This is a genomic window from Flavobacterium esculini (assembly GCF_048284325.1).
GTDB lineage: Bacteria > Bacteroidota > Bacteroidia > Flavobacteriales > Flavobacteriaceae > Flavobacterium.
Genome location: NZ_JBLVPI010000005.1, coordinates 62,507 through 80,646, shown reverse-complemented (window position 1 = coordinate 80,646; position 18,140 = coordinate 62,507). Strand labels below are relative to the sequence as shown.

Annotated in this window: 20 protein-coding genes; 4 read left to right on the top strand and 16 right to left on the bottom strand. The window is 32.4% G+C overall.

The window, feature by feature from the left end:
• Positions 1-7: 7 nt before the first annotated feature.
• The 16 genes from fabG to ACNQGG_RS06055 form a co-directional block, all read right to left on the bottom strand.
• Positions 8-754: a 3-oxoacyl-[acyl-carrier-protein] reductase gene (gene fabG, locus ACNQGG_RS06130; protein WP_417962169.1), complete on the bottom strand. Its 747-nt coding sequence runs from the start codon at positions 752-754 to the stop codon at positions 8-10.
• 135 nt (positions 755-889) lie between these two features.
• Positions 890-1,312 carry a hypothetical protein gene (locus tag ACNQGG_RS06125; protein WP_417962167.1) on the bottom strand — a complete coding sequence of 141 codons (423 nt, stop codon included), beginning with the start codon at positions 1,310-1,312 and terminating at the stop codon, positions 890-892.
• A 217-nt stretch (positions 1,313-1,529) separates the two neighbouring features.
• Positions 1,530-2,402, bottom strand: coding sequence for a succinate--CoA ligase subunit alpha (gene sucD, locus ACNQGG_RS06120; RefSeq protein WP_121925180.1), 873 nt, complete (start codon positions 2,400-2,402; stop codon positions 1,530-1,532).
• Between the two features lie 86 nt (positions 2,403-2,488).
• Positions 2,489-2,851 carry a nuclear transport factor 2-like protein gene (locus ACNQGG_RS06115; RefSeq protein WP_416850943.1) on the bottom strand — a complete coding sequence of 121 codons (363 nt, stop codon included), beginning with the start codon at positions 2,849-2,851 and terminating at the stop codon, positions 2,489-2,491.
• A gap of 2 nt (positions 2,852-2,853) precedes the next feature.
• On the bottom strand, positions 2,854-3,783 hold the full coding sequence (locus ACNQGG_RS06110; RefSeq protein ID WP_417962165.1) for a UDP-3-O-(3-hydroxymyristoyl)glucosamine N-acyltransferase: 930 nt from the start codon (positions 3,781-3,783) through the stop codon (positions 2,854-2,856).
• 68 nt (positions 3,784-3,851) lie between these two features.
• A complete protein-coding gene (efp, locus tag ACNQGG_RS06105) occupies positions 3,852-4,418 on the bottom strand; it encodes an elongation factor P (protein ID WP_143388916.1) in 567 nt (188 codons plus the stop codon).
• 72 nt (positions 4,419-4,490) lie between these two features.
• The gene (gene lpxA / locus ACNQGG_RS06100) at positions 4,491-5,276 is read right to left on the bottom strand and encodes an acyl-ACP--UDP-N-acetylglucosamine O-acyltransferase (RefSeq protein ID WP_143388917.1); all 786 of its coding nucleotides are present in this window, start codon (positions 5,274-5,276) and stop codon (positions 4,491-4,493) included.
• Positions 5,277-5,346: 70 nt separating this feature from the next.
• Positions 5,347-6,735 carry a bifunctional UDP-3-O-[3-hydroxymyristoyl] N-acetylglucosamine deacetylase/3-hydroxyacyl-ACP dehydratase gene (locus tag ACNQGG_RS06095; protein WP_417962416.1) on the bottom strand — a complete coding sequence of 463 codons (1,389 nt, stop codon included), beginning with the start codon at positions 6,733-6,735 and terminating at the stop codon, positions 5,347-5,349.
• Positions 6,728-7,771: a UDP-3-O-(3-hydroxymyristoyl)glucosamine N-acyltransferase gene (lpxD, locus tag ACNQGG_RS06090; RefSeq protein ID WP_417962162.1), complete on the bottom strand. Its 1,044-nt coding sequence runs from the start codon at positions 7,769-7,771 to the stop codon at positions 6,728-6,730. The genes ACNQGG_RS06095 and lpxD overlap by 8 nt, the downstream gene beginning before the upstream one ends.
• 40 nt (positions 7,772-7,811) lie before the next feature.
• Complete coding sequence (locus ACNQGG_RS06085; protein WP_417962160.1) at positions 7,812-9,041, bottom strand: HD domain-containing protein; 1,230 nt, start codon at positions 9,039-9,041, stop codon at positions 7,812-7,814.
• 149 nt (positions 9,042-9,190) lie between these two features.
• Positions 9,191-9,985 carry a 3-keto-disaccharide hydrolase gene (locus ACNQGG_RS06080; RefSeq protein WP_417962158.1) on the bottom strand — a complete coding sequence of 265 codons (795 nt, stop codon included), beginning with the start codon at positions 9,983-9,985 and terminating at the stop codon, positions 9,191-9,193.
• 141 nt (positions 9,986-10,126) lie between these two features.
• Entirely contained in the window at positions 10,127-10,666 is a 540-nt protein-coding gene (locus tag ACNQGG_RS06075) for a GNAT family N-acetyltransferase (protein ID WP_417962156.1), read from the bottom strand.
• A 32-nt stretch (positions 10,667-10,698) separates the two neighbouring features.
• Positions 10,699-10,866 carry a hypothetical protein gene (locus ACNQGG_RS06070; RefSeq protein WP_282742777.1) on the bottom strand — a complete coding sequence of 56 codons (168 nt, stop codon included), beginning with the start codon at positions 10,864-10,866 and terminating at the stop codon, positions 10,699-10,701.
• Positions 10,867-10,987: 121 nt separating this feature from the next.
• Positions 10,988-11,905, bottom strand: a complete 918-nt coding sequence (locus ACNQGG_RS06065) for an NAD(+)/NADH kinase (protein ID WP_417962154.1) — start codon at positions 11,903-11,905, stop codon at positions 10,988-10,990.
• 6 nt (positions 11,906-11,911) lie between these two features.
• Entirely contained in the window at positions 11,912-12,919 is a 1,008-nt protein-coding gene (locus ACNQGG_RS06060) for an SPFH domain-containing protein (protein WP_417962152.1), read from the bottom strand.
• Positions 12,920-13,017: 98 nt separating this feature from the next.
• Positions 13,018-15,066 carry a hypothetical protein gene (locus ACNQGG_RS06055; protein ID WP_417962150.1) on the bottom strand — a complete coding sequence of 683 codons (2,049 nt, stop codon included), beginning with the start codon at positions 15,064-15,066 and terminating at the stop codon, positions 13,018-13,020.
• 472 nt (positions 15,067-15,538) lie between these two features.
• Here ACNQGG_RS06055 and porX point away from each other — a divergent pair, with 472 nt between their 5' ends.
• The 4 genes from porX to ACNQGG_RS06035 all read left to right on the top strand — a co-directional run bounded on the left by porX (position 15,539) and on the right by ACNQGG_RS06035 (position 18,056).
• Entirely contained in the window at positions 15,539-17,092 is a 1,554-nt protein-coding gene (gene porX / locus ACNQGG_RS06050; RefSeq protein ID WP_417962148.1) for a T9SS response regulator signal transducer PorX, read from the top strand.
• 71 nt (positions 17,093-17,163) lie between these two features.
• A complete protein-coding gene (gene tsaE / locus ACNQGG_RS06045; RefSeq protein ID WP_417962146.1) occupies positions 17,164-17,571 on the top strand; it encodes a tRNA (adenosine(37)-N6)-threonylcarbamoyltransferase complex ATPase subunit type 1 TsaE in 408 nt (135 codons plus the stop codon).
• 10 nt (positions 17,572-17,581) lie between these two features.
• The gene (locus tag ACNQGG_RS06040; RefSeq protein ID WP_417962144.1) at positions 17,582-17,767 is read left to right on the top strand and encodes a hypothetical protein; all 186 of its coding nucleotides are present in this window, start codon (positions 17,582-17,584) and stop codon (positions 17,765-17,767) included.
• Positions 17,754-18,056: a GNAT family N-acetyltransferase gene (locus ACNQGG_RS06035; RefSeq protein ID WP_417962142.1), complete on the top strand. Its 303-nt coding sequence runs from the start codon at positions 17,754-17,756 to the stop codon at positions 18,054-18,056. Before ACNQGG_RS06040 ends, ACNQGG_RS06035 begins: the two co-directional genes overlap by 14 nt.
• Positions 18,057-18,140: the final 84 nt, after the last annotated feature.

Below are 18,140 nucleotides of genomic sequence, written 5' to 3'. Positions count from 1 at the left end.
GCTTTTATTAGGTAAGCATTCCACCACAAACATTCATAACCTGTCCGGTTACATAAGCGCTCATATCAGATGCAAAGAAAAGACACGCATTAGCAACATCTTCAGTGGTTCCACCACGTTTCAACGGTATACCGTCTCTCCATCCTTTCACGACATCGTCGTTTAATTTGGCTGTCATTTCAGTTTCTATAAATCCTGGAGCAATTACATTACAACGAATATTACGAGAACCTAATTCCAAAGCTACTGATTTTGAAAAACCAATAACACCTGCTTTAGAAGCCGCATAATTGGTTTGACCCGCATTTCCCTTCACTCCTACTACAGAACTCATATTAATAATTGATCCTGAGCGTTGTTTTAAGAAAGTACGTTGAATCGCTTTAGTCATATTAAAAACCGATTTCAAATTAACGTCAATTACTTGATCGAAATCTCCTTCAGACATACGCATCAAAAGGTTGTCTTTAGTAATTCCAGCATTGTTTATTAGAATATCAACAGTTCCAAATTCAGCTAAAACCGCATCTACAAATTTTTGTGCTTCATTAAAATCGGCAGCATTTGATTGATATCCTTTAGCTTTAATACCAAGCGCATTTAATTCATTTTCAAGAGCCAAAGCTGATTCTACTGACGAACTATAAGTAAATGCAACATTTGCACCGTGTTTTGCAAAAACTTCTGCAATTCCTTTTCCAATTCCGCGGCTTGCACCTGTAATTATGGCAACTTTTCCTTCTAGTAATTTCATATTATAATGATAAGTATGTTTATTATTTTGATGTACAAATATAGATTATTTAAGCGTTTTATGAAATTTGTAATACAAAAAAAGCCTTACCGAAGTAAAGCTTTTAAATAGTAAATTTTATTTTTTTGAAACATACTAAAAAGCTACATTCCATTTTGGCAATCTTCCATTTTCGTCAAGGAAGTTTTGCAAAACTTGTCCTTCTACGAATGTTGGTATTGCTTTAGTCTTATCGTTAAATGTTTCATACCAAACCACTTCCAATGTACTGATATCTTCAATTTTCATTTGTGCTGGCCAAGAATATTTTCTTCCTGTTTTTGCAAATTGGTGTCCTTCTACAATTTTATCCTTTAAGCCACCATTTTTAATTTTCAAAGTTCCATTATTCTGAACAGTTCCGGTAGAACCCACCATAATTAACTCTTTCTCATCCCCTACTGAATACACTAAAAATACTCCAGATCCTTCTGAAGCATTACATACTTCTTCTAAACTATCGTCTGTAGTGAATGAAAACTGATTGCTAACTTTGAATTTTTTTAACTCTTTGTACATGTTATTTTATTTTTATTTGAATTGGCTTTTACAAAAAAATACCCCACAAAATCGTGAGGTCCATTAGAAACCATTCGTTTATGATTGTTCTTATTAGGATTAAATCTGAAAAAACAGATCAATTTAATAAAGTGCAAAGGTATTTCTTTAATTCAATTTATAATAAAAAAAGCCCCACAAAATGTGAGGCTTTTGAAAATATTTAAATAGAATTAGATTAACCTAAAACTTCTTTTACTTTTTTACCAATCTCAGCTGGAGAATCCACAACGTGTATTCCACATTCTCTCATGATTTGTTTTTTAGCTTCAGCAGTATCATCAGATCCACCAACAATAGCACCTGCATGTCCCATTGTACGTCCAGCTGGAGCGGTAACTCCTGCAATAAACCCTACAACCGGTTTACGGTTACCGTCAGCTTTAATCCAATGCGCAGCATCAGCTTCTAATTGCCCACCAATTTCACCTATCATTACGATACATTCAGTTTCTGGGTCATTCATCAATAATTCAACTGCTTCTTTTGTAGTAGTTCCAATGATTGGATCTCCACCAATACCAATTGCAGTAGTAATTCCTAATCCTTGTTTTACAACTTGGTCAGCTGCTTCGTAAGTTAAAGTTCCTGATTTAGAAACAATTCCAATAGTTCCTTTTTTGAAAACAAAACCTGGCATAATACCAACTTTAGCTTCACCTGGAGTAATTATACCTGGACAGTTAGGACCTATTAATCTTGCATTTCTCTCCTTAACATAGCTATTCGCTTTAATCATATCAGCAACAGGAATTCCTTCAGTAATTGCAATAATTACTTTTATTCCTGCATCAGCAGCTTCCATAATTGCATCAGCAGCAAAAGCTGGCGGTACAAAAATGATAGTAGTATCAGCTCCTGCTTGTTCAACAGCATCTTTTACAGTATTAAAAACGGGTCTATCTAGGTGAGTTGTCCCACCTTTTCCTGGAGTTACACCACCAACAACGTTAGTACCATACTCAATCATTTGAGAAGCATGGAAAGTTCCTTCGCTTCCTGTAAATCCTTGAACAATTATTTTGGAATCTTTATTAACTAAAACACTCATGATATATATTTTATGTAGTTTTTAAAATTGTGATGCAAAAGTAAGGTTTTGTAAATTATTTTGAAGCCTTTTTTCATCAAAATATATTAGGATAATTGACTCATTTGATACCCTCTGAACAATTTATTATCTTTTATTTGCCAAATTGTTATAAAATGTGCTAATAGCATTTCTTCTCGGGGGTTTTCTATTGTTTTTACAAAATGAGAATAACGTACCGAGATTAAATCTTTTTCTGAAATAATATGACTTATTCTAACTTTAGAGCGCACATAAGCTTTGCTTAAATCATTAGCTAAATTGAGTAACGATTCATAATTATGCTGAATAAATCCTTTACTGCTATTCCATTCAACAATTATGTCTGGATGTAAAAAATCTTTCATGACTTCACTATCAATTAGAGCATCGGATTTATAAAATTTCTGAACGATTTCTTTAGCAGACATAATTACTTTAGTTTATTTAAAATTTCTGGTATTTTTTTGATATTAGCCAGTTGTTTCAATTTTTCTCTTGATTCTTCAATTGGTGTACCAAAGTAAGATTTACCTCCTTCTACTGATTTTGTAACTCCTGTTTGACCAAGAATGACTGCCTTGGCTCCTATTGTAATTCCGCTAGTGGTTCCTACTTGTCCCCAAATAGTAACTTCATCTTCAATTATTACGCAACCTGCTATTCCGGTTTGTGAAGCAATCAAACATTTTTTTCCAATCACGGTATCATGACCAACATGCACCTGATTGTCAATTTTCGTGCCTTCACCAATGGTAGTGTCGCCTGTAACTCCTTTGTCAATTGTGCAAAGTGCTCCTATCCCAACATTATCTTTAATTACTACTCTCCCTCCAGAAAGTAATTGGTCATAACCTTCAGGGCGCTTTTTATAATAAAAAGCATCAGCACCAAGAATAGTTCCAGCGTGGATGATTACGTTATCACCAATTACGGTATAATCATAAATCGATACATTAGAATGGATTAAACAATTCTTCCCAATAACAACATGATTTCCAACAAAAGTATTCGGCTGTATTACAGTGTTTTCTCCTACCGAAGCTGAAGTAGCTATTGAAACGTTAGAAAATTGAAAAGGCTTGAAATAATTCGTCAATTTGTTAAAATCTCTAAAGGGATCGTCTGAAATCAGTAATACTTTTCCATCAGGACATGCTACATTTTTATTTATTAAAACTATAGTAGCCGCTGAATTTAATGCTTTATCGTAATACTTAGGATGATCCACAAAAACGATATCTCCAGATTCGACAACATGAATTTCATTCATTCCAGTTACTGGAAAATTTTTATCACCAACATATTCACAGTTGATAATAGTTGCAATTTCTTCTAAAGAGTAAACTTTTTGGAATTTCATAAATTTTATGTTCGGTAATTAATATTCAGTATTCAGCTTGATTTACAAACTGAATACTGAACTGTAATTTACTCTTTTACACGTTCCATGTAAGAACCTGATGTAGTATCAATTTTAATTTTGTCCCCTTCATTTATAAACAAAGGAACATTTACGGTTGCACCTGTTTCAACAGTTGCTGATTTTGTAGCATTTGTGGCAGTATTTCCTTTAATTCCGGGTTCAGCATAAGTCACTTCCAGTACTACTGAAGCTGGCATATCTACTGAAAGTGGTAAATCAGTCTCTGTATTGATACTTACCATTACATTTTCTCCTTCTTTCAATAATCCCGGTGAATCCAAAATATTTTTATTCAAAGAAATTTGTTCGAAAGTCTCCGTGTTCATAAAATGAAATAAGTCACCTTCTGGATATAAATATTGAAATTTATGGTTTTCTACTCTAACTTCTTCGATTTTATGTCCTGCAGAAAAAGTATTATCCAAAACTTTTCCATTAGTTAAACTTCTTAGTTTTGTTCGAACAAAAGCAGGCCCTTTTCCTGGTTTTACGTGAAGAAATTCTATGATTTTGTAAATATCATTATTGTATTTAATACACAATCCGTTTTTAATGTCTGATGTAGATGCCATTTTTATGTTTATTTTGTTGATTTGTTTATTTGTTTAATCGTTTGAGCAAATAAACGATTAAGCGACTTATTCTTAATAGTTTCCTGAATATCCTTTCATTATTCCTCTTGACGAATTTCTGATAAAATCAATAATTTCATCTCTTTCCGTTGTTGCTTCCATCTCCGCTTCGATAATATCTAATGCTTGAGAGGTATTATAATTTTTCTGATACAGTATTCTATAGATATCCTGGATTTCTCTGATTTTTTCAGTTGTAAAACCACGTCTTCTCAATCCAACAGAATTAATACCAACATAAGACAAAGGTTCTTTAGCCGCTTTTGTATATGGAGGAACATCCTTTCTTACCAAAGAGCCACCAGATATCATTGCATGATCTCCTATGCTAATAAATTGATGAATTGCTGCTAAGCCTCCAATAACTGCAAAATTACCTACAGTAACGTGACCAGCCAAAGCGACACCGTTTACTATAATTGCATTATCACCGATGTGACAATCATGAGCTATGTGCGCTGTTGCCATAACAAGACAATTATTACCTAAAGTAGTTTGTCCAGATGCTATTGTTCCTCTATTGATGGTTACACATTCTCTAATTGTACAATTGTCACCAATTATAGCTAAAGAATCTTCACCTCCGAATTTCAAATCTTGTGGAACAGCTGATATTACTGCGCCAGGGAATATATTACAATTTTTTCCTATTCTTGCGCCTTCCATGATGGTAACATTTGAACCTATCCAAGTTCCATCTCCAATAATAACATTATTATGAATGGTGGTAAAAGGCTCTATAACAACATTTTTGGCTATTTTTGCGCCAGGATGAACATATGCTAGTGGTTGATTCATTTTCTTTATTTAATCGTTTAACTGTTTAATCGATTAATCGAATAAACGATTAACCAAATCAACAAAAAAATTATTGTTTTTTCGCAATTTGGGCCATTAACTCCGCTTCTGCAACAAGTTTACCATTAGCATAAGCATTCGCTTGCATATGACAAATTCCTCTTCTGATAGGCGTTATTAAATCACATTTAAAAATTAAAGTATCACCTGGGAGTACTTTGTGTTTGAACTTAACCTTATCAATCTTCATAAAGAAAGTCAAATAGTTCTCAGGATCTGGCACCGTGCTTAATACTAAAATCCCTCCTGTTTGAGCCATCGCTTCAACAATTAAAACGCCTGGCATAACTGGAGCTTCCGGAAAATGTCCAACAAAGAAATTTTCATTCATGGTAACATTTTTCATACCCACAACATGACTTTCAGACATTTCAATAATTCTGTCAATCAATAAAAATGGAGGTCTATGAGGAAGAACAGCCATAATCTTATGAATATCCATTAACGGCTCTAAATTTAAATCATAGACTGGAACATAATTTCTTTGTTCTATTTTTATGATTTTTGCCATTTTTTTTGCAAATTGGGTATTTACAAAATGACCTGGTTTATTGGCGATTACTTTGCCTTGTATTCTTGTTCCAATCAAAGCTAAATCGCCCACTACGTCCAATAGTTTATGTCTTGCTGCTTCATTTGGATAGTGCAAAGTAAGGTTATCTAAAATACCGTTAGGTTTAACCGTTAACTCTTCTTTTCCAAAAGCAACTTTTAAATTCTCCATGGTAGCTGCGGATATTTCTTTATCAACATATACGATGGCATTATTTAAATCGCCGCCTTTTATTAAACCGTTTTCTAAAAGTGATTCTAATTCATGTAAAAAGCTAAAAGTTCTGGATTCAGATATTTCAGTTTTAAATTCCGAAATATTTTTCATGTTAGCATTTTGGGTTCCTAAAATTTTAGTTCCAAAATCTACCATTGCCGTAACTGAATAATGATCACTTGGCATCACTAATATTTCACTGCCTGTAGCTTCATCCGTAAAAGAAATAACTTCTTTCACTACATATACATTTCTTTTGGCATTTTGCTCTTCAATACCCGCTTTTTCAAGGGCTTCAACAAAATATTTTGAAGAACCATCCATTATTGGAAGCTCTGAAGCATTTAGTTCAATGATGACATTATCCAAATCACAACCAATTAATGCTGCTAAAACATGTTCCGGTGTTTGAATTTTTACACCCAGTTTTTCTAAATTGGTTCCTCTTTGTGTATTTACAACATAATTTGCATCAGCTTCAATAACAGGATGTCCTTCCAGATCTACTCGGACAAAAGTAAAACCATTATTTACTGGCGCAGGTTTAAAAGTCATTTTAACTTCTTTTCCTGTGTGTAATCCAACTCCAGTTAGTGAGATTTCTGTTTTGATGGTCTGCTGTTTAACCATTTTTTCCATTTTTTTGGTTTGATATTTGTTTTTTTAATTCCTCTATTTCTGCAACAATTTTAGGTAGATTCCTGAAATGAACGTACGATTTACTAAAATCATTGTATCCAAATGCGGGGCTACCTTGTAGAATCTCATTATCTTTTATATTTCTTCCTACACCAGATTGAGCCTGAATACGGACATTATTACCAATGGTCAAATGTCCCGAGATTCCTACCTGCCCACCAATCATGCCATTCTTACCAATTTTTGTAGAACCTGCAACACCTGTTTGAGCAGCAATTACAGTATTCTCACCAATTTCCACATTATGGGCAATCTGAATTTGATTGTCAAGCTTCACTCCCTTTCTTATAATTGTAGAACCCATTGTAGCTCTGTCAATTGTAGTGCAGGACCCTATATCAACATTATCTTCAATAATTACATTCCCTATTTGTGGAATTTTAGTATACGTTCCATCAGGATTTGGAGCAAAACCAAAACCATCAGCACCTATAATAGCTCCAGAATGAATCGTACAATTATTTCCAATAACGGTCTCCGAATAAATTTTTGCGCCAGCAAATAATATCACATTATCTCCCATTACTACATTATCTCCAATGAAACAATTAGGGTATATTTTTACGTTTTTACCCAAAACTACATTCTGCCCAACATAACTAAAGCTCCCAAGATATAAGTTGTCTCCGTATTTTACGCTTGGCGAAAGGAAAGAAGGCTGCTCAATCCCGCTTTTATTTAACTTTACCTGATTGTAATATTCTAGTAATTTAGAAAATGCGGCATAGGCATCTTGTACCTTTATCAGTGTTGTGGCTAGTGGTGATTCCGGAACAAAAGTATCATTAACAATTGTCACCGAAGCCTTTGTGGAATAAATATAATTAAGATATTTAGGGTTTGACAAAAAAGTAAGTGATCCTTCAGCACCTTCTTCGATTTTAGACAATCTAAAAACTTCTGCCATGGGATTCCCAACAACTTCTCCTTCTAAAATCCCTGCTATTTGTTCTGCTGTAAATTTCATTGCGACAAAAATATAAAAAAATAGATTTTAAATGTTCATTTTAGGCAAGTTGTTTTGGGAAACATATATAATACTTGGTCACCAATTTAGATAACGATTTTAAATTCAGCTGATCAGAAGATTCTATAACGTCCTCAATTGTTCTGTCTTTTTTCAAAATTCGTATCGGTTCAGCTTCTTTACTATAGGCTTGGTTTTTTATTTTTCCTTTAAAAATAAAATAATTAGTCTCCAATAAAGAAATATTATTTTCCAATGCATAACGTTCTTTCAAAGGTTGCAACTCTTCAATAGCAACTTTTTCACTGGTTAATTTTATTTTTAATAAATCACGATTAACTATCATTTTACTCAAAGATGACAATATAAAATCGTCCTGTTTTTGCCAAGATTTTAAAGCACTGATGATATCGAAATCATCCAATTGAGAAAATAAATCCAAATTTTCAGTATCAAAAGTGTCCAAGGTAACTCTATTTTGCATAAAAAACAGCAACGGCTCGCTGCATGGCAATTGAATTCCTTTTAACGTCAATTCTTTAGCGCGTTTTAAGACTTTCGTCAAAATCAACTCGGCTACCAAACTTGTTTTATGCAAATAAGCCTGCCAATACATTAAGCGTCTTGACATCAGAAACTTTTCTACAGAATAAATCCCTTTTTCTTCAATAACTAAGAAATCATCCACCACATTCATCATTTGAATCAGTCGTTCTGAATTGACATTTCCTTCGGCCACACCCGAGTAAAAACTGTCTCGTTTCAAATAATCCATTCGATCCATATCCAATTGACTGGAAATCAATTGCAACATAAACTTTCGATCATAATCACCTTTAAAAATCTGAATTGCTAAACTCAACTGACCGTCGAATTCTACATTCAATTGGTTCATAAATAACAAGGAGATTTCTTCATGATGAACATCTTCAACAATACTTTTTTCCATCGCATGTGAAAATGGCCCGTGTCCAATATCGTGCAATAAAATGGCAATGTACAAAGCATTTTCCTCTTCTGGAGAAATCAAAACACCTTTAAAACGCAATACATCAACCGCTTTTTGCATCAGGTGCATGCAACCTAAAGCATGATGAAAACGAGTGTGATTTGCTCCTGGATAGACCAAATACGACAAACCCATTTGGGAAATTCGGCGCAAGCGTTGAAAATAGGGATGCTGAACTAAATCGTAAATTAAGGCATTGGGGATGGTAATAAACCCATAAATGGGGTCATTGAATATTTTTAGCTTATTGATTTGACTCACTATAACTTTGTTTTTGGTCAACAAATATAAGGAAATTAGACTTTAAAATAGAAACCGCTTGTTATGGAGATTTTGAATCCAATAAAACAGACGTTCCAGTTCGTACAAATACTAAAAAAGGAGCTTTTTTAGCTCCCTTTTAATTCTTTTTATAGTTTTCTAATCCAGATATTTCTGAATTGCGTTTTACAACCATGCTCTTGTAAAGCGATCACATCATCACCATGTGGTGAAGGATAATTGTGCAAACCAATATAAAGTGTCAACCCACTGATAGTAGCATTGTTTTGAACTAACACTCCGTTGTGTAATACTGTTATTCTTGCCGGGGCATCTAGTCTTCCATCAGCTTTAAAACGCGGAGCAGTATAAACAACATCATACGTATTCCATTCTAAAGGCATTTTCATGGCATTCACTAAAGGCGGTACATCTTTATAAATACTTCCGGCTTGACCGTTGCTATAAGTTCTGTTGTTATAGGAATCCAACACTTGAAGTTCGTATCTGTTTTGTAAAAATATACCACTGTTTCCTCTCCATTGTCCTCCATCAACTACAGCATCGGGTGCGCTCCATTCAACATGCAATTGACAATCTCCAAACTGCATTTTTGTCTGAATCGCTCCAGAACCATCTACCACTTCCATATATTCCTTATCCACTATTTTCCATGGGGCTGGTTTTGTAACATCTTTTTGACTAACCCATTGATCTAAGTTTTTACCGTCAAATAAAACAATCGCATCCGAAGGTGCATCTCCTAACTTTTTAGCAGGACTGATTACTTTTACCTGTGGTTCCCATATTTCAGTCATTTCGGGTTTCATAGTCATTGGCGATACGGCTGGCGGCGTGTTCACATAATCATGTTGTGCCATAGCAACGGTCACAGAAAATAAAGCGATACTCAAAAAATAGTTGCTGATTTTATTCGATTTCATAAATAATTTGGTTTGGTTTGATAAAAGTATAAATTTAGAATAAAATCGTTTTGTTTTACATTTAGGAACAAAAAAATGTTTCCAGCATTAGTTTCTTGTTTTTGGACTTAAATCATTTCATTTCCGCCAAATTGAAGTTATTCAGTCAGTCGATAAAATTGCGTATCCATAATTATCTGTCCAGCCTGATTTTAATGGCAATAATTTTCGGGTATGGGCTTCTCGTATCATCCCTGTTTTTTCCAAAACGCTTATGGAACCTATATTCCCAACGGCACAACCCGCTTCAATTCGATGAAGGTTAAGTTCCTTAAATCCAAAATGCAGTAGCTCTTTCAAGGATTCCGTAGCGTAGCCTTTATTCCAATGATTTTTATGAAATTTAAACCAAACCTCGGCATTTTTATATTTTAACTTTCCCAAATTGATTCCAATTAATCCTATAATTTGGTTTCCAGTATTTAATTCCACCGCAAAAGTAAAATGGGTAGTAAGCGCTTTGTTGTTTTCAAAAATCCATTTTTCTAAAAGCACTTTAGTTTCATCAATATGTTGTGGAATTCCTAACGTATTGAATTCATCTGTTTCTTCCATGGAATGCAATTCATGAATATACTCTAAATCTAATGCGGTAATTGGTCTTAAATTTAATCGTTCTGTTTTCAGAATTATAGTGTTCATTTTTATTTTTTAATAATTACTAATGAATGCAATCAGTACTCCTCCTCTTCATCTAGTTCTGATTCCTTTCTAATTGTAGTATCCGTATTAAAAAATTTGGTTACGTCTTTTTTATCCTTTTGATTCTTTTTAATCAAGTATAGAATTAAAGCAATTGCACAAACCAAAACTGCAGCTATAATAATCCAATTTATTTCCATTGTTTTTGTTTTTAGTAAAGTTACAGGAATATAAAAATAATCAAAACAGGTGTTTTTTGGTCAACAACATAAATAAATTTATAATTGTTTTAACTTAAGAATTACCAATCTTTGTTGGCCTTTAGATTACTAATTTAGCGGTTTCTTTAGCTATTCCAATAGTTGCAATCGAACCACTATTAAATCTTAAAAAATCAGATTCGATTCCGTCGCTAAAAATCACGCCGCTTGTTGGCATTAATGATTCTATTGTTAAACTATTTTGAGTTTTTATAATTCCAACCGTTATTCCAATTTGAGTTCTAACACTTTGAAAAGGCTCTCTGACTGCAAACAACAATTCATTGTCTTTTAGTTTTGGTCTTTTGGGTTTTAAATTCTTTTCAAACATATTTGTGATTCCATAGGACATATTAAAAATCGAACTCAACCATCCGGTTGAACCAGCAGGAGTTGAAACGATTAAGCCGCTTGACGACTGCTCTTCAATGGTGTTGTTATACGTTATTTTATATTTTGCAGAAATATGCGTTGATGCACCAATAAACAAATCATTAAACGCTAAAAGTCGTTGTCCATCATTTAGTTTTGCTTCAGCAAATCGCATCGTTTTAGAATCGTATTTAGTACTAATTACATTTTCAACCCCGCCAATAAAGTTAGCAGTATCAAATGGTAATAAAACTCCATCATATCTTTCTTTATCTGGATTCACTCCTATTATTGGGATATTTCTTGAATATTTTGCAGTATTGGCGACAAGACCATCTTGACCAATTACGATAATTAACTGATTCTCGGAGAATATAAATGAGGAAACAAAATTTCTTTCCACGATTTTATTTTTAATCACTTTTGAAAGTTGGAGCTGCAATGATTGCAACGAATTTTGAAAAATTTCATTTTCAATCTCGTAATCATTAAAGTTTCCACCAAGTCTTTCAATGTAAAATTTGGCCTGTGCTTTTGTATTAAATCTTTCAATTAATAGTTCAAGCCGAGTCTTGTTTTTTACAATTATTGCATATTCAATATTCATCTTTTCTTATTTCTCGTTCAACAAAGAATCTAATAAATCGGGACTTATATTCAAGTTCCCAATTTTATCAGCATTTTCTGCTAACTGTCTAAATGCAAGTGCTATATTAAATTTAGGGTCAGGATTATTGTTTAAAGCGGTTAAGATTTTCCAATCAACATCTTTGTAAGGTTTCAAAGTTGCTTCAATCACATAACCTTGCGTTTCGGCTTCGATTTTATCATTTTCTGTTTTCTCTTCAATCAGTAATTTCCTTTGATTTTCAACAGAAATATCCGCTTCCAATTTCATTTCTCGCAACTTCCTGTCATTCTCCGCTTTTATGACTTCCGATTCCATTTTCTTCTCTGTAATTTGCTTTTGTTTTTCTTCAATTGCAATTTCAGTATTTAGTTCTGTTTCTTTAATTTTTCTTTCTTGCTCTACAGCAAAATTTCTTCTTTCGTAAATGGCTTGATCGGCTTCTTGTTGTAGTTTTTCCCTTGTTTCGGTTTCTAATGCTCTTGACATTTCTGGAGTTGCAGAAATCGCCAAAATATTAGCTCCCAAAATTTCTATTCCAAGCATATTTATGGCGGTAGAATTTTTCAATCCTTCAATAATACTTTCTTCGATTGTCTTTGCAGAACGAATGGCATCTTTTAGTTTTATTCCGTGAATAAAAGATGAAGTTGCCGTTTGCGCCTCATTAATTAATCGTTGGTTTAGATTTTCAATATCATTCTTTTTGTATTGTCCATTATCTTGAACGGTAAAATCCAAAACATCGGATAACGTTTTTGGATTTGTAATTTTATAACTAATTTGTCCTTGTATCGTTACCGTTTGATAATCATTTGTTGACTCACTAAAAATAAATGGCAAATCATTACTTCCCATTGGAATAGCAACGATAGAGCTATTTGGCGAAAAGTAGAAAAATGAAAGTCCGCGACCTTCTCTTTTTATGTTTCCATTTTTAAAATGCAAAACATACGTCATTGCATCAAATTTTATGTGTTTAAATCCAAACATATTTATTTATTTTAGTTTTTATTTTATAACTGTTAATCTTTATGGACACGGAAAAAAATTTCTGTTCCATCGAACCTTGACATATCCGAGCGATCGGGTTAATTTATTTCTCTCATTTCGTTTGGAATTGTTAGTCTTTCAACATAGCTTTTTATGTTTGAGTGATTTCTATATTTTCCTAACAATGTTTTCACCGTTATACTATTCAAAATGAAAATAACTAATGAAATTAAACCACTTATTATAATATTTGATTTTAATATTTTGATATAATCAATTGCCTTATTTATGTCCCAATCTGATTGAAATAATATATATGATAATCCGATTAAAAAAATTAAACTCAAAATAGTAAATTCAACCCAAGTTTTTCTTCTCCATTTATACAATTCAGTTTCTATCCAAGTCCTTCTTAATACGTCTCTATTTAAATTTTTTTCTTTTAATAACGCTGATTCTAATTCAGTCACTTTTGATATAGAGTGATTCTTTTCAGTTACTATTTTATCAATACCTTTTGACTTTTCTTGAAATTCTTTTTTTGATTTTTCAAGTTCATCAGTTCTTATAGAAATATCTTTAAATATATGTTCTAATTTTTTTATTCTTACTTCTTCTATTCTTTTTTGCTTATTAGCTTCTTCTTCAAGTCTTTTTACAAACTCCACTTTATCTTTATCGGCAAGTTCATTAAGTTCTTCAATATCCCTTAATTGTTTGTTTGTTATTCTTGTCGCGACTCTAATAATATCAGTATCGCTAATTTCTTCTTTTGCATACTTATGGATATTATCATCTAACTCTCTTAAAATTTTTGATTTTGGCAAATTATTATTTAATGATAACGAAATTATTGAAGTTAATCCAATTTCAGCTAAATCATTACCTTCAATTGTTTTATTTACTTTAGGATTACTTAACCAAAGTATATTTAATAAGTCGTCTGCTTTAATACTTTCAGGTTGAAAACCATTTTTTAAAAATATATTTTCTCCGTCATTTGAAGTTGAATTATTAACAAACCAAGCATTTACTTTGTCGAATTCTTTAATTTTTGTTTTTCTTACTTTATTTATATAAAGAATTGCGGTTGCATCGTGTAAAGCAGATTTTTTTGAATTTCTAACTTTTTCAAAAATTTTATATTCTTCAGTAAATTTTGCTTCATTATTTAATTTATCTGTCTGATAAAGAATACTAATTCCAAATTTACCAATACTTGATTCTAAATTATCAGCAATTCTTTCTAAATCCGATTTACTTAATTTTCTTCTAACACATGCATTATAAACATCTTCTGGATTAACTTTTTTTTGAAGAAAGGATTTATCGTAATATTCAGCTTTTGTATCTAATAGATTTTTAGTCTCTTCTATTGTATCTTTTAGAATCCTAATTTTAAATTTCTGTTGTTTTGCAATTTCTAAAAGCGTTCTACAAGTATGAGTAGATTCAGGCGTATTTAAATCTAAAAGACCAACAATGAAATTTGTATCAAATAATAATTCAATTTCTCTTTCTGCTTCATCAGAATTATATTCAATATATCCAGCAATAATAGAACCCAAATAAATGTTTTTTATTTTGTCATAAATCGGTGGAATTTTCTTGAAAAAATTTACAAATTGTGCTTCCGCAGTATAGTCAAAACCATTTATTAACTGACTGTTTGATAGATATTTAGATAAATTAAATTTATTTTTTTCAATAAATTTAAAAATAGATTCTGTATTTTCAATTTTCAATTCAGATGTGTCGCAAAATTGTCTAAAAAGTTCTTCTAATTCGTTAATGACTTTTGTTTGACTTTCTATAATTTCTTCAAACTCTGAAAAAGTATATTGATTTATACTAAATGCTCCATCATTGTAGAGTACAAAATGAGTTTGTTCATCAGTATTAACTTCTTTGCATATTTCTGTTAATATTTTTTTTAAAACAGGAATTGGAAAGTCAATAAAATATAGTTCATCTGCAGTTTTTTTTATTTCAATTATACTTTTTCCTTGATAAATCCCAACAGAATTCATTTTGGACAAAGCTCTTTTAATAAGTGGAATAAAAATATCAATCGGTCCTTTTGCTAAAGTTCCTGTATTACGAATATGAGCTAACAAACTATAAGTCAATGCTTTTTCTTTATTCATTTAATTTTATTTTTTTATATAAATTTTAAGAATGTACGATAACTTGCATAAATTGGCGACAATCCACCCTAAATTCACTATTTTCTACAACGAAAATTAATTTTTGTTCGTTTACGAATTTATAAAAAAACAACTACAAACAATACAATCTTCATCTATTTTCTGAAAACTTTTCTTATCTAAATCATAGTTATAAAACCCAATCGTTGTCGCAGCTGCGTGAGGAATGGAAGCGGCATCCTTTCCTTTTTTCTTTAAAAAGGAAAGATACAGCACACAGCCCGACCCAGATGGAGTTTACGGAGGATGGGGCACGCCCGGAAACAATTTCAATGCTAAAAATTCTTATCTTTATATAGCAATACGGAGAACTATTGCACGAAAAATTATCATAATATTAGGAACTAACCTTTGCAAAAAACAGTAAATTGGCACTTTCAATTATTACTTTTGATCACTTTTAATAGGACTTATGGATAAAATAAAAATACTTTGGGTGGATGATGAAATCGACCTTTTAAAGCCCCACATATTATTTCTGGAAAAGAAAAATTACGAAGTAACTACTTGCAATAACGGTCGTGATGCGGTTGATATTTTTGAGGAAAACAATTTTGATATTGTTTTTCTGGATGAAAATATGCCCGGAATGAGCGGCTTGGAAACGCTATCGGAGATGAAAGAGAAAAAATCTTCGGTTCCCATGATTATGATTACCAAAAGTGAGGAGGAATACATCATGGAGGAAGCGATTGGCTCTAAAATTGCCGATTATTTGATCAAACCCGTGAATCCAAATCAGATTTTGTTGAGTTTGAAGAAAAATCTGGATCATTCCCGCTTGATATCGCAAAAAACTACGTTGGATTATCAGAAGGAATTCCGAAAAATTTCGATGGAAATGGCGATGGTGAATTCCTATGAAGACTGGATTGAATTGTACAAAAAATTGATTTTTTGGGAACTTGAATTGGAGAATATCAACGATCAAGGTATGGTTGAAATTCTTGAATCACAAAAAGCAGAAGCCAATTCACAATTTGGAAAATTTATTGAACGCAATTATGAAGATTGGTTTGCACCAAAAGCGGATAAACCAATTCAATCGCACACTTTATTCAAGGAATTAGTGGTTCCTGAGATTGTAAAAAAAGACAAACCTATTTTGTTTGTGGTGATTGATAATTTACGTTACGATCAATGGAAAGCGTTTGAGAGTGTGGTGGGGAATTATTATAAGCTGGAAAAAGAGGTTCCGTATTATGCCATTTTACCAACGGCCACACAATACGCCAGAAATGCTATTTTTTCAGGCTTGACACCGCTTGAAATGGAAAAACAGTTTCCGCAATATTGGAAAAATGATCCGGAAGAAGGTGGAAAAAACTTGTACGAAGCAGAGTTTTTGTCGGCACAATTGAAACGTTTGGGATTGCATATTAAGGAAGATTATTTCAAAATCACCAATCTTGCCGGAGGTAAAAAATTAGTTGAAGGTTTTAAAGCATTAAAAAATAACGATTTGGTTACCGTAGTTTACAATTTTGTTGACATGCTTTCGCACGCCAAAACGGAGATGGATGTGGTAAAAGAACTTGCTTCCGATGATAAAGCATATCGCTCGCTGACACTGAGTTGGTTTAAAAATTCTCCGTTGTTGGAAATTATCCAACAGGCACAAAAAATGGGTTTCAAGTTGATTTTGACAACGGATCACGGAACTATAAACGTGAAAAATCCATCGAAAGTAGTAGGTGATAAAAACACCAGTTTGAATTTGCGGTACAAAACAGGACGCAGTTTGACTTACGAACACAAAGATGTTTATGCAGTGAAAGAACCAAAAAATATTGGTTTGCCAACGATAAATATGAGTAGTTCTTATATTTTTGCAAAAAATGATTTGTTTTTAGCATATGTCAATAATTACAATCATTATGTGAGTTATTATAAAAACACATATCAGCACGGTGGAATTTCATTGGAAGAAATGATTATTCCATTTTTAGTTTTTAATCCGAAATAAAAATTTTTCAGTCACAGTTTTTAGTTTTTGGCGCAACCTTAAACTTTAAGCTTTAAATAAATTTATTAAGAATGAATGTTATTTTTTCTTTAGACCAACTCGAGGAAGTTGCACAAAAAATCATAGCCGAAAACCCAAATAAAGTGATTCTTTTTCATGGAGAAATGGGTGTTGGGAAAACCACATTAATCAAACAATTGTGCAAAACTCTTGGAGTTATTGGCGCTACGAGTAGTCCAACTTTCTCTTTAGTTAATGAGTACCAAACTACTAACAATCAAATCATTTATCATTTTGACTTTTACAGATTGAATCATGAAGTTGAAGCATTAGACATGGGTGTTGATGATTACTTGTATTCCGGTAATTGGTGTTTTATAGAATGGGCGGAAAAGATTCCGAATTTGATTCCTGAAACCCATTCTGTCATTACGATTGAGCTACTTCCTGATGGAAAACGTGCTTTAGAATTAAGATAAAATAATACGTATGAGTTTAGAAAATACAGTTGAAATTATTCCTTTTACCACAGCTTTAACGGAGCCTATAAAAACCTTGAATATAGAATGGCTAAATAAATATTTCAAAGTGGAACCCAAAGACGAAATCGTATTATCGAATCCCCAAGGCGAAATCATCGACAAAGGCGGAATGATTTTTTATGCTAAATACTAATGACGAAATCATTGGCACGGCTTGCTTAATAAAAATTGATAAAACTACATTTGAATTGAGTAAAATGGCCGTTACAGATGGCGTTCAAGGACTGGGAATAGGAAAAAAACTGATGCTTCATTGCCTGAATATCGCTAAAGAGAAAGGAATTAAAAAGCTTATTTTATATTCGAACAGAAAATTACTGCCAGCAATCCATTTGTATGAAAAATTTGGTTTTGTTGAAATAGCTTTAGAAGGCGGTATTTACGAAAGAGCCGATATTAAAATGGAAAGAATCATTCGCTAATTTTAAATTTTAGCACCTATACATTTTCCAGCAATCAATTGCCATTTTCTAAAACTTTTTCCGTAAATTGTACCCTAAATTTCA

Coding starts and splice junctions, on each gene's coding strand:
- fabG (WP_417962169.1), bottom strand. CDS start 754: ATGAAATTACTAGAAGGAAAAGTTGCCATAATTACAGGTGCAAGCCGC.
- ACNQGG_RS06125 (WP_417962167.1), bottom strand. CDS start 1,312: ATGTACAAAGAGTTAAAAAAATTCAAAGTTAGCAATCAGTTTTCATTC.
- sucD (WP_121925180.1), bottom strand. CDS start 2,402: ATGAGTGTTTTAGTTAATAAAGATTCCAAAATAATTGTTCAAGGATTT.
- ACNQGG_RS06115 (WP_416850943.1), bottom strand. CDS start 2,851: ATGTCTGCTAAAGAAATCGTTCAGAAATTTTATAAATCCGATGCTCTA.
- ACNQGG_RS06110 (WP_417962165.1), bottom strand. CDS start 3,783: ATGAAATTCCAAAAAGTTTACTCTTTAGAAGAAATTGCAACTATTATC.
- efp (WP_143388916.1), bottom strand. CDS start 4,418: ATGGCATCTACATCAGACATTAAAAACGGATTGTGTATTAAATACAAT.
- lpxA (WP_143388917.1), bottom strand. CDS start 5,276: ATGAATCAACCACTAGCATATGTTCATCCTGGCGCAAAAATAGCCAAA.
- ACNQGG_RS06095 (WP_417962416.1), bottom strand. CDS start 6,735: ATGGTTAAACAGCAGACCATCAAAACAGAAATCTCACTAACTGGAGTT.
- lpxD (WP_417962162.1), bottom strand. CDS start 7,771: ATGAAATTTACAGCAGAACAAATAGCAGGGATTTTAGAAGGAGAAGTT.
- ACNQGG_RS06080 (WP_417962158.1), bottom strand. CDS start 9,985: ATGAAATCGAATAAAATCAGCAACTATTTTTTGAGTATCGCTTTATTT.
- ACNQGG_RS06075 (WP_417962156.1), bottom strand. CDS start 10,666: ATGAACACTATAATTCTGAAAACAGAACGATTAAATTTAAGACCAATT.
- ACNQGG_RS06070 (WP_282742777.1), bottom strand. CDS start 10,866: ATGGAAATAAATTGGATTATTATAGCTGCAGTTTTGGTTTGTGCAATT.
- ACNQGG_RS06065 (WP_417962154.1), bottom strand. CDS start 11,905: ATGAATATTGAATATGCAATAATTGTAAAAAACAAGACTCGGCTTGAA.
- ACNQGG_RS06060 (WP_417962152.1), bottom strand. CDS start 12,919: ATGTTTGGATTTAAACACATAAAATTTGATGCAATGACGTATGTTTTG.
- ACNQGG_RS06055 (WP_417962150.1), bottom strand. CDS start 15,066: ATGAATAAAGAAAAAGCATTGACTTATAGTTTGTTAGCTCATATTCGT.
- porX (WP_417962148.1), top strand. CDS start 15,539: ATGGATAAAATAAAAATACTTTGGGTGGATGATGAAATCGACCTTTTA.
- tsaE (WP_417962146.1), top strand. CDS start 17,164: ATGAATGTTATTTTTTCTTTAGACCAACTCGAGGAAGTTGCACAAAAA.
- ACNQGG_RS06040 (WP_417962144.1), top strand. CDS start 17,582: ATGAGTTTAGAAAATACAGTTGAAATTATTCCTTTTACCACAGCTTTA.
- ACNQGG_RS06035 (WP_417962142.1), top strand. CDS start 17,754: ATGCTAAATACTAATGACGAAATCATTGGCACGGCTTGCTTAATAAAA.